Origin of the sequence: Clostridium sp., from assembly GCF_050717535.1 — a bacterium.
Taxonomy (GTDB): Bacteria; Bacillota; Clostridia; order Clostridiales; family Clostridiaceae; genus Clostridium_AD.
This window is the reverse complement of record NZ_JBOITM010000051.1, coordinates 1-11,675: the sequence shown is the minus strand read 5'-3', so window position 1 is coordinate 11,675 and position 11,675 is coordinate 1. Positions and strand designations below refer to the sequence as shown.

The window sequence follows — 11,675 nt, the reverse complement described above, 5'->3', positions numbered from 1 at the left end:
TAGTTTCTATATCTGAGACATATTTATTAAAACATTAATTTCTATTGAACCGCCGTGTACCGAACGGTATGCATGGTGGTGTGAGAGGTCGCTAAATAAATTAATTATTTAGCTCCTACTCGATTGGGTTACAATGTATATAGGATGGGGGAGGGTACATGATGAATATTCTAATTGTGGAAGATGAGCAGGACATTAGAGAATTGCTAGAAATCCATTTATCCAAAGAAGGATATAATATATTTACGGCAGAAGATGGTGTGCAAGCTTTAGATCTATTCCAGAATAAAGATATAGATATTGCACTACTGGATGTTATGATTCCAAAAATTAATGGATTTAAGGTTCTGAAAAAGATTAGAGAAACCAGTGAAATTCCAGTGATTTTTATAACGGCAAGAGAAGATGAATCGGATAAAATCTTAGGTCTTGGACTGGGTGCAGATGATTATGTGCTAAAACCCTTTAGTCCTATTGAAATAATTGCAAGGGTTAAGGCCCAGCTTAGACGATATTATAAATATTCAAATAAAACTCATAAAACTGAAATAATAATAATTGGCGAATTAATGCTAGACAAGGAAAGTTGTAGTATTTATAAGAATGATATAGAGCTAGCATTAAATCCCAAAGAATATAGACTGCTTGCGTTTATTTTAGAGAATCCAGGAAAAGTATACACTAAAAAGCAACTATATGAAATAGTTTGGGAAAATCCCTACTATGGAGATTCTAATACTATTATGGTTCATATAAGTCATATTAGAGAAAAGATTGAAGAGGATCCTAAGAATCCTAAATATTTAAAAACCATAAGAGGCATAGGATATAAAATGGAGCAACACCATGATTACTAGAAATAAATTAAAGAAAATATCATCACACTTTAAAAGCAAAAAAATGGCTACTCAATTATTTAAAAATTATATTATGTTTTTAGTTATTTTAATTGGGATATTTATTTTAACAATGGGAGCTCTGCTTTTTTATTTTTCTATTAATTTTGAGGAGTCAACAAAAGATAATACTACAGCGCAGTATATTGTAGAGCAAAGTTATAAGGATATTAAGGCCTTGAATTTTATAAAATATAAGGGATATGTTGAAGTGCTTGATAAAAACTTAGTTATTGTTATGCAAAATGGAAGTAAACATGAAGTGGGATTTAAATATACAGTGCAATATTATCATGATATGATTACTAACAATCTAAAAGATGGGTACTTTTATTCTAGTAAATATGGTAATAAAAAAGAATTTATTTTAATTACGGCTATGCCCAATAGCATTTTTGATACTTACACTTGGGGAATTGAACACCAAGAACAATTAGAAAAAAGTGGTAATCATACAGATAGGGTATTCACTTTCTTAAATATATTTCCTTTCATTATATTCATATTTCTGCTATCTACAATGGTACTATATTCTAAACTTACATCAAGGATTTTTGTTAACCCTTTAAAAAAGCTTTTAAAAGGGGTTAATACAATGAAAAATGGCGAATATTCGGCTAGAGTTGAAATTGATTCTTTAAATGAAATAGGTGAATTAATGGATGCGTTTAACTTAATGGCAGAAAAAATACAGCAAGAAAAGTTATTAAAGAAAAAAGCAGAGGATAATAGGAAAAGAATGATTCTTGACATATCTCATGATTTAAAAAATCCGTTAACAAGTATATTAGGGTATTCAGAATTCTTATTGGAGAATGAGGATATTATGCTAGAAGAGAAAAATAAGTTATTAAAAGTCATTAATAATAATAGTAGGCGGGCAAACGACTTAATTCAAGATCTTTTTGAATATTCTCGGGTTGAAAGTACGGAATATAAATTAGATATAGGTAAGCATGATATAGGCGAATTTCTGCGGGAACTTATTGCGGGTTATGTTCCCATAATGGAGCAAAAGGGTGTGAATTATGAATTTGATATTACTGAGGATGAGGTGGTTATTTCATTTGATAGGAAAAATTTGGATAGAGCTATAAGCAATATTATACTAAATAGTATTAAATATAATAAGCCAGGGAGTACTATTAGAATCAAGCTTTTAACCTCTGATGCAAAGGCGGTAATTATTATTGAAGATGATGGAATAGGAATATCTAAAGAATTCCAAGGCGACATTTTTGAGCCTTTTGTTCGAGTAGATGATACAAGAAACTCTAAAAATGGAGGTACAGGGCTTGGCCTTGCCATATCAAAGTCTATAATTGAAAAACATGGAGGAAGTATATATTTAGTTCGTGATATAAATGAAGGTTGTAGATTTATAATCAGATTAAAGGAGAATGGAAATCAGGATTGCTCAAAATATTAAAAGATAGTAGATACGGGTTACAAAGGAGTATGAAATTTTTCCGCGTGACGTGCAAACGAATTTGAAACTGGAAAGTTCATACTGGTTGTAAGTGCTATATTCTACATTATCATATGAGTATAAGTTATATTTCCATGGGTTTGGGGTATAATTAAATATAGTATGTAAAATTAGTTATACAGTCAACTGCCAACTACTCTAAAGGGATAATGGCTTTACACTTAAATTTATAAAAAATGTAAAATAGGAAGGAAGCAAGCAAGGGTATGATTATCGGCACTGGTAAAATATATTTATATGCAAATTGGGTTCATTCATTGAAGGAAAAAAGAATGATAGTAAAAAGTACCATAGCTAAGGTGAAAAATAAATTTAATGTTTCTGTGGCTGAGGTTGAAAATCAAGATTTACATCAATCTATAGTAATTGGGATAGCTTGTGTTAGTAATGATTCAAGGCATGCTAATAGTATGATACAAAATGTACTGGACTTTATAGAAGATAACACTGAGGCCATTGTGGAAAAAGTGGAGATGGAAATTTTATAAATTTTATCTTATCCAAAGGATTTTTAGGTTTATATGTAGTAATATATATATGTATGGTTTTGGCAAAGTAAAAATTTTTTGATAAATTTTAGATATTGAAGGGAGTAATAAAATGTTACAGAGGATTAAAGTGAATTTAGAAGCGGTAGAGGCTATGCTTTATTTTTGGCAGGCTGCAAGTGAAAAAGAAAATGTTCCGGAAAAGTTTTTCTATGATGTAGCTGATATGCCAGGATTATCCTGTGCCTATGACGATGAATTTAATGGGGAATCAGTTAGAAGAGCCTTAAGTGCAATTAAGAATAGGGAACCTTTTGTTGGAAACAAGAAGGAAAGGGTGTTTTGGAACAATAATATGTGGATGATGGAGGATTTTGAATATACAAATGCAATGGCATCCCCTGTAAAAAAACTTAACTTAGATAACTTGGTAGGCAAGCTTTCAAAGGAGTCAGGTGCTGATAAATATGCGGAGTTAGAGGTTATATTTTCACCACTACATTCAGATGAGTATATAATTAAAGAAAATAAATTAGTAATTAATTTTTTTAGAGTAAAGCCTGATTTTGTACAGGATAAAACATTTATCGGAGAAATTGAACTTAATGAGTACATAGAAGAAAAGCTAAAGGAATTAATGAATAAATAAGTAAGATATAAAGTAACCAACATATTATTTAATATAAGGTTGGTTATTTTGCATTATACGAAACGGGTGATTATTTGGATAAGTCAAAACAATTAGGTGAAGAAAATATTGGTAAGCTACTTATGAAATTTTCTATTCCAGCCATTGTAGGCATGTTAGTTAATGCGCTATATAATGTTGTAGATAGAATATTTATAGGCCGGGGTGTGGGAAAACTTGCCCTAACAGGAGTTACGGTTACATTTCCCATCGCTAATATAATTTTAGCTTTTGGAATGCTAGTAGGAATTGGATCTGCGGCACTCATATCTATAAAGCTTGGACAACAAAAGAAGGATGAGGCGGAGCATATCTTAGGGAATGCACTTACTCTTATAATTATAACATCAATTATAGTAACTGGTTTAGGACTTTTGTTTTTAGAACCCATGTTAATAAAATTTGGGGCTAGTAGTGATACCTTGCCTTATGCAAAGGAATATATAACAATAATACTTATTGGTGTAATATTCCAAAATGTAGGTTTTGGTCTTAATAACACTATACGATCAGAGGGAAATCCCAAAATAGCTATGTATACCATGTTAATAGGTGGAATATTAAATACAATTTTAGACCCAATATTTATCTTCGCTTTTCATATGGGAACTAGAGGAGCAGCCATAGCAACTGTTATTTCTCAAGTAGTAAATACAATATGGGTATTAGCTTATTTCCTTGGAAGAAAAAGTGTTTTAAAAATACATTGCAAAAATTTAAAACTAAATTTCAAGGTTGTAATGGGAATTTTTGCTATAGGAATGTCTCCGTTTTCCATGCAAATAGCTGCAAGTATAGTAACTATTATTTCTAATAGGAGTTTGGTTAAATACGGCGGAGACTTAGCCTTGGGATCCATGGGAATTATTATGAGTATCGTGATGATGGTTCTAATGCCCATATTTGGAATAAATCAAGGTAGCCAACCAATCATAGGATATAATTATGGAGCAAAAAAATACCATCGTGTGAAACATGCTTTAAAACTTGCAATACTGGCAGCTACAATAATTACCACCGCGGGCTTTATAATCATACAATTATTTCCAGTACAGCTTATAAGTATATTTAATAAGGACCCAGAGCTAATAGCGATAGGTGTCCATGGCATTAGAATATACCTATTTATGACTCCTGTAATAGGCTTTCAGATAGTTAGTTCTAACTATTTTCAAGCTATAGGTAAGGCTAAAATATCAATATTTTTAGGCTTAAGCAGACAAGTTATAATCCTTATACCATTACTATTTATTTTGCCTAGATTTTTTGGGCTAGATGGTGTATGGATGTCGGGACCTACATCAGATGCATTGGCTTCAATCTTAACAGCTGTATTCTTATTAATAGAAATTAAACATCTAAATAAATTACATAGTGAAGATAAGGATGTAATAATATAAGATATACACAAACAAATAACATATAAAATACTTAAACAAATAATATAAAAAATAGTAAGGAAACACATTACTATTTTTTATATTATAATAAAGAACAAAGAATAAAATGTTTTATTCTTTATTATCAGTTTTATAAAGTTCCTTTTGAAGTTTTTTTATGCGATTCTCTATTTTTTTTAATGTGTTGCAATAATCTAATAGTGATTCATCAATGTGCTTATTAGATTTAAATATTGTGTACAATTCCTTACCCATATCTTTGTAGAGGTCTTCCATGCTATTTTCCTGCGAATGAATTTTATATTTAAGCTTAGATGCTTCAACAAAATCTTCAGACTTGTTTGAAAAAACTTCTAATCCATTGTTTATTGAATCTTTTATTTTGTTTAAACTAGGTAATGAAGGCATACCATTTCCTCCTTTTTATGTTACTATTTAATTAAATGGATAGACTTATTAATATATTATTTGAGGTATAGTGTATGTGTGACTAAAAAAATGTGGTGGATGTAAGATATAGTTTTCTTTTTTTTATAAATTAGATAATCTTAATAGGGCGGTGATAACGTGAATAATAAAGAAAAACCAATAGGGTTTTTTGACTCAGGTGTAGGTGGTATAAGTGTGTTAAAGGAATCTTTGAAAGTACTTCCAAATGAAGACTTTGTGTATTTTGGTGATTCATTAAATGCACCCTACGGAATCAAAGACGTAAATGAAGTTAAAAGATTAACATTTAATGCAGTAGACTTTCTACTAGGCAAAGGTGTGAAAGCAGTGGTGATTGCTTGCAATACAGCCACTAGTGCAGCCATAGATGATCTTAGAGAGAGATACAAGGATATACCGATAATTGGTATAGAACCAGCATTAAAGCCTGCGGTAGAAATGAGTAGGGGAAAAAGTATAATTATTATGGCTACTCCTATGACCCTGGCTGAAAAGAAGTTTAGTAATTTAATGAAGCGGTACAATAGTGAAGTAAATATGATACCACTTCCCTGTGCGGGCCTGGTTGAACTAATTGAAAGTGGAATTGTGGAGGGAGAACAAATTGAAAGCTATTTAAAGGATAAGTTGAAGGAATTTATGCATTTAGACATAGCTTCCATTGTACTTGGATGCACTCACTATCCATTTATCAAAAACGAGTTAGTTAAAATAGTTGGAGAAAAAACTTTTATTATTGATGGGAGTATAGGTACAGTAAATCAGCTAAAAAGGCAACTTAGTTGTAATAATATTTTAAATGAAAAGAAAACGGAAGGTATTGTAACTATATATAGTTCAGCTACAAGTAGCTGTTCAGCTACAAGTAGCAATCCTTCTACAAATAGTAGTATGATAGATTTAAGTTATAGGTTATTAAAATCATAAACACATTTTATGGTCTAAGTGAATACATTAAATTAGGCACATTAAAACAAATAACAAGTCAAAATAAACAAACATATCGACTTGTTATTTGTTTGTTTTTGCTTTATATAAAAAATCATCAGAAATAAGGTGATGAAATGAAAGTATTCAAATTAAAAAACAATAATGAACTTCATACAGGGCATGATATATTTAACATGACAATTGAGGAAAGAAAAAAATTCAATTGCATAATAATCAATAATCCGGTGCAAAGTAATTGTTTGTGTGTGGTAAATCATCTGGTATGCAAATCAGTAGAAAATAAAAACATTGCACATTTATTTATTGCAAATGACGATAAACAGTCAAATGATATAAGGACATTTGGTAGTTTAAATGTTGGTTGTGAATATGATGGGGAAGAGACCTGCGGAAACTTAGAAATAGATACAGTTAGCATTGGTAAAAATCAAGAGGTAGACATGCTAGAGGAACATTTCTTAATAATACTTCCCGGAGGAAATATTTATATAAGATTAGAAGAACCGGAGGAAAAAATATCTCTTCAAATAAGTCTGGGGCAAGAAGCTATTTAGTTAGGTAATAGTTAATGCATCTTCAAAAATAACAATTAGACATATTAGTTATTTTTTGAAGGTGCTTAATATATAAAAAATAGTAAATAATATAAAATGTGATATAATTTATAAAGAATACATAATAAAAGGAGAGATAATTATATGAATCCAATAGTAACAATTAATATGGAAAGTGGAAAAGTTATAAAGGCAGAATTGTATCCAGAGGTTGCACCTAATACAGTAAATAATTTTATTAGTCTTATAAACAAAGGGTTTTATAATGGACTTGGTTTTCATAGGGTGATTCCAGGCTTTATGATTCAAGGTGGATGCCCTGAAGGAACAGGAGTGGGTGGGCCAGGATATTCAATAAAGGGAGAGTTTTCTTCTAATAAATTCAAAAATGATTTAAAGCATTCCACTGGTGTTTTATCAATGGCTAGATCTAATGATCCAGATTCAGCAGGAAGCCAGTTTTTTATTATGGTAGCAAATTCTTATCATTTAGACGGAAGTTACGCAGCTTTTGGAAAAGTAACAGAAGGCATGGAAAATGCACTAGAAATAGCTAAGGTAGACAGAGATTTTAGAGATAAGCCAAAGAAAGAACAAAAAATTAAAAGTATGAGTGTTGAATCTTTCGACATTGAGTACAGTCAGCCCAAAAAAATATAATAAAAGTATAACTAACTAATTCTAAGAAATATTAAATTGTAGGGGGGAAGATAGTATGGAGCTTATTAATGAAAGACTTATTCTTGCATATGGATTAACTAAAGAGGAAGAAGAAAAACTTAATAGTTTACTATCAAAGCAAAATATATTACCTTGCAAAGTAATTCAGAAAAACATGGGCAACATTACAATTGAAGATATATTATGCAATGTAGAACATAAAGAGTGTAATATCGAATTACCCCATGAAAAATTACTTTTATTTAACAATTATAAGGATAAGGAACTATATGATCTAATTGATAGTATAAGAGAAATTAAAAGCAGTGATACTATTTTAGCTGCAGTAACACCAACATCTATAAAGTGGACGGTTAGTTTTCTATTAGAACATCTAATGGAAGAAAGAGAAGCTTATAGAAAAATGTAATATGGCACATGAAAATATAATCTTCTGCTAATTGCAGAAGATTTATATTTTATGTTAAAATATAACAGATGGTTTTTATTAAAATTTCAAATTGTCGTGTAATATTAAAAAATATTTTTGAAGTAATTATTTAATTGGAAGGGCGGAGAATTATGAGCAGAGTAGGAGATAAGATTAAAAAAGTAAGAGAAGCAAAAGCAATAAGTCAGAAACAATTAGGTAAAAAAATTGGAGTATCTGAGAGTTTCATTAATGAAGTTGAAAAAGGCACAAAAGTTATAAATGAAAAATTTTTAGAAAAGATATCTAAAATCTTAGGGGAGGAGATTGAAGATACCTCTGTTTCCTTTCAAGCTGATGAGCGCGTAGAGGAGAGACAACCAAAACTCCAAAGACCTAGCGCGGAGAAAGTAAATGAGGTTTGGAACGATGCCTTTGGTTCAGTCTTAAAAGATGTTACTATTTATAAATATGATTTAGTTAAAACTATAGGTTCAAAGCAATTGCCTATAATATCAAACAAAGTAGAAGGATATGCTCAAGATAAAGTACTGTTTTTAGAAATAGAAAATGATGATATGCTTGGGTTTAGAATTTGTAGTGGAGATATTGCTTTTGCTCATTTGACACATGAAATAGAAAACAACTCGATTTCATTAGTAGATTTTAATGGAGAAAGATTATTAAGACAAATAAAAAAATTGGATAGTAACAAGATATTGTTAATAAGCAATAGAAGTTCTATAAAGACAGACACAGTTAAACATACAGATATTAAAGTGATTGCAAGACTAGATAGAGTAGAGTTCAAAGTATAAGTTAAGTGTAATTTATTAGAAATTAAACAAAAATCCATAATTAATAATCAACTTTATTAACAAAGTACCATTATTAGGTTATAATATATTTTGAAGAAAAGAATTTAGTGGTATATTGAACAAAAGATATCTTAATAATTTGAATAACAAAAATTAATAATAGATAAAATAGGGGGGGTAACATTATGAAAGGAACAGTAGTAGCGACATGGATGAAAACTTGTAGAAAACTTTATGGTGATAGTGTGGTTCAAAATGCTATGGAATCTGTGGGGTGGAGTCCTAGTAAAATATTTTCACCAGTGGAGAATGTAGATGATGGACAAGTTAATAATGTAATTGGTAATATAGCTCAAAAACAAAACATACCAATTGATAAATTGTGGGGAATCATAGGAAAAGATAATTTAATAGCTTTTCATAGAGATTTTCCTGCGTTCTTTGATACTGAGAACGTATATTCATTTTTAAAATCGCTATTTGATATACATGTGGTGATGACTAAAAAGTTTGCTGGAGCTAAACCACCACTAGTAGGTATAACACCGATTTCAAGCCGACAGGCTATCTTTACTTATAATTCTAAAAGAGGAATGTTTGATTATTTTCTGGGGCTTTTAGATGGAACTTGCGAATACTTTAATGAAAAAATTAAAATTGAGCAAATAGAAAAAACGTCAGAAAGTTTAAGTTTAAAACTTACATTTGAAAAGGATATTTATTATAAGAAAACATATAAAATTAATAAAATTATGTCTTTAGGATTTATTAAGAATGTACCTGGAAAGGTAGGGGTATTTACTTTTATTATATCTTTACTGGTTGCTATGCCAATAATGGGATTAGATAATATGGTAAAGATTTTAGCACTTGCTATAATTTCTGGAGCGACGTCAAGTCTTGCATCTTTTATAATGGGAAGACCTGCAAAGCTAATTTCACAAACTATAGATCAAATTAATAGCAATAATTATGTTGAAGATGGGGATATAGTTACTGGGGATGAATATGAAGAGCTATACAGGAAGCTTAAGGAATATAAAAAAGGATTTAGAACAGATTTTGTTGAGTTTAAAGGTGTAACTGACGAGATGGATACTTTTGCTGAAAATATAAATGGAATTTCTCATACTATGAACAATACATCTGAAGACATATCAGGGGCGGCTTTGCAAATGGCTAGCACTTCTTGTAGCCAAGCAGAGAATACTGAAAATGCTGTTTTAATTTTAAATGACAACGTTAGATCACTTAATAGTATTGTTAAAAATGAAAATGATAATAAAAATGAATTGGAAAAAGCCATTATAAAGATAAATAATAGTTATGAAAGTGTTGATAGTACAAGCAAAAATATACTTGGAACACTAGAAAAATTCCAAGAAGTTAAAGATAATGGTATTAGACTAGAAACAAAGGCTCATGATATAACTAATATAGTATCAATTGTTTCTCAAATTGCCGAACAAACAAATCTACTTGCCTTAAATGCATCTATAGAGGCTGCGCGTGCAGGTGAGCAAGGAAGAGGGTTTGCTGTAGTTGCAGATGAGGTTAGAAAACTGGCAGAACAATCTAAGAGTGCAGTAGAGGAAATTAACAGCAATTTAATAGAATTTGTTAAGGATATAAATATACTTGTTGATAAAATTGGTGATCAGTACGATATTCTTCAAAATGAAACTAAGGGATTAGAACAGGTAAGAGATATAAGTTATGAGGCTACAATGTCTGTTAGAACAGTTTCAACTTCAATGATAAATACTATAAATGATTTAGATAGGGAAGCAAAATCTATTGCAAAAATATATGAAACAATAGAGTCTCTAGCTGCTATTGCAGAGGAAAATTCTGCATCATCAGAAGAGGTAAGCGCAAATGTAGAAAGTTATACTAATGAAATAAAGAAGCTCACTTTGAGCATATATGAATTTAAAAAGATAACAAGCTCCTTTAAAGACGAATTAAAAAAATATAAGATATAGCTTTTATTAAGATAGTTAGGAGGGGAGGGAATGGAACAATTACAAAAGAGGGCCTCAACATATGAATGGAAGGATATTATTAAAAGAGCATTATTAGGGCTGAGCATACTAATTATAAGTATGACTTATCCAATATTAAATCAATTTAGAGGGGATACTAACTCTGTATACACAGTTGTGGATAAATTTATACCATTTAATAAATATTTTATATTACCTTATGTATCTTGGTATGTATTTATGCTGATATTTTCTGCTGTTTTATGTATATTAGATAAAGAAAGGTATTTAAAGCTGCTTATAACTTTAAACATAGGCATGATTACATGCTATGTAATATACTTTTTTTATCCAACATATGTTCCAAGGCCTATGATAACAGGAACTGATTTCTTCAGTAATATGGTCTTAAATTTGTATGCGGCTGACAATCCCTATAATTGTTTTCCAAGCATTCATGTTTTAAATTCTGTGCTAATAGCATTGTATACATGTGGGTCGGATAAGGTTTGTAAGTCTACTAAAATAAGTTGTTTTATTATATCTGGTTTAATAATTTTGTCTACTATGTTTATTAAGCAACATTATTTTGCAGATGTGGCAGTAGCAATAATATTTGCATTTGTATTGTATTTTTCTCTTAGAAATATGAAATTTAATTTTGATAGAGATAGATGCATACAATATGTAGAATAATTATATGTTAAAAGGTCTCCATGACTAAAGTCATGGGGACCTTTTATTATTGTGCGCCCGGCATGGGCGCAATCTAATGGGTGAAAGTCCCTAGCACGGGTTAATAGTGCCAAGTGCATAGCTTAAGACAAGGGTGTCCATCGCGAGACGGAATCTGAAGGAAGTCGGCG

13 protein-coding genes are annotated in these 11,675 nt (G+C 30.4%); 12 read left to right on the top strand and 1 reads right to left on the bottom strand.

Annotated elements, in window-relative coordinates; all coding sequences use genetic code 11:
• Window positions 1-161 precede the first annotated feature (161 nt).
• From ACREVU_RS08510 to ACREVU_RS08490, 5 genes are all read left to right on the top strand, one after another.
• The gene (locus tag ACREVU_RS08510; protein ID WP_431551177.1) at window positions 162-857 is read left to right on the top strand and encodes a response regulator transcription factor; all 696 of its coding nucleotides are present in this window, start codon (window positions 162-164) and stop codon (window positions 855-857) included.
• Window positions 847-2,325 carry a HAMP domain-containing sensor histidine kinase gene (locus tag ACREVU_RS08505; protein WP_431551176.1) on the top strand — a complete coding sequence of 493 codons (1,479 nt, stop codon included), beginning with the start codon at window positions 847-849 and terminating at the stop codon, window positions 2,323-2,325. The genes ACREVU_RS08510 and ACREVU_RS08505 overlap by 11 nt, the downstream gene beginning before the upstream one ends.
• Window positions 2,326-2,591: 266 nt before the next feature.
• Entirely contained in the window at window positions 2,592-2,873 is a 282-nt protein-coding gene (locus ACREVU_RS08500) for a DUF503 domain-containing protein (protein WP_431551175.1), read from the top strand.
• 112 nt (window positions 2,874-2,985) lie between these two features.
• Window positions 2,986-3,522, top strand: a complete 537-nt coding sequence (locus tag ACREVU_RS08495) for a TDE2712 family protein (protein ID WP_431551174.1) — start codon at window positions 2,986-2,988, stop codon at window positions 3,520-3,522.
• 74 nt (window positions 3,523-3,596) lie between these two features.
• Entirely contained in the window at window positions 3,597-4,961 is a 1,365-nt protein-coding gene (locus tag ACREVU_RS08490) for an MATE family efflux transporter (RefSeq protein WP_431551173.1), read from the top strand.
• A gap of 111 nt (window positions 4,962-5,072) precedes the next feature.
• On the opposite strand, the gene ACREVU_RS08485 is transcribed toward ACREVU_RS08490, so the two are convergent.
• Entirely contained in the window at window positions 5,073-5,369 is a 297-nt protein-coding gene (locus ACREVU_RS08485) for a hypothetical protein (RefSeq protein WP_431551172.1), read from the bottom strand.
• Window positions 5,370-5,528: 159 nt separating this feature from the next.
• On the opposite strand from ACREVU_RS08485, the gene murI reads away from it, so the two are divergent.
• The 7 genes from murI to ACREVU_RS08450 all read left to right on the top strand — a co-directional run bounded on the left by murI (window position 5,529) and on the right by ACREVU_RS08450 (window position 11,505).
• A complete protein-coding gene (gene murI / locus ACREVU_RS08480) occupies window positions 5,529-6,338 on the top strand; it encodes a glutamate racemase (RefSeq protein ID WP_431551171.1) in 810 nt (269 codons plus the stop codon).
• A gap of 137 nt (window positions 6,339-6,475) precedes the next feature.
• Entirely contained in the window at window positions 6,476-6,916 is a 441-nt protein-coding gene (locus ACREVU_RS08475; protein WP_431551170.1) for a hypothetical protein, read from the top strand.
• Between the two features lie 144 nt (window positions 6,917-7,060).
• The gene (locus ACREVU_RS08470) at window positions 7,061-7,576 is read left to right on the top strand and encodes a peptidylprolyl isomerase (RefSeq protein WP_431551169.1); all 516 of its coding nucleotides are present in this window, start codon (window positions 7,061-7,063) and stop codon (window positions 7,574-7,576) included.
• A gap of 55 nt (window positions 7,577-7,631) precedes the next feature.
• Window positions 7,632-8,006, top strand: a complete 375-nt coding sequence (locus tag ACREVU_RS08465; RefSeq protein WP_431551168.1) for a DUF3783 domain-containing protein — start codon at window positions 7,632-7,634, stop codon at window positions 8,004-8,006.
• Between the two features lie 152 nt (window positions 8,007-8,158).
• Window positions 8,159-8,824 carry a S24 family peptidase gene (locus ACREVU_RS08460; protein WP_431551167.1) on the top strand — a complete coding sequence of 222 codons (666 nt, stop codon included), beginning with the start codon at window positions 8,159-8,161 and terminating at the stop codon, window positions 8,822-8,824.
• A 185-nt stretch (window positions 8,825-9,009) separates the two neighbouring features.
• A complete protein-coding gene (locus ACREVU_RS08455; RefSeq protein ID WP_431551166.1) occupies window positions 9,010-10,809 on the top strand; it encodes a heme NO-binding domain-containing protein in 1,800 nt (599 codons plus the stop codon).
• Window positions 10,810-10,839: 30 nt separating this feature from the next.
• Window positions 10,840-11,505, top strand: coding sequence for a phosphatase PAP2 family protein (locus ACREVU_RS08450; RefSeq protein ID WP_431551165.1), 666 nt, complete (start codon window positions 10,840-10,842; stop codon window positions 11,503-11,505).
• Window positions 11,506-11,675: the final 170 nt, after the last annotated feature.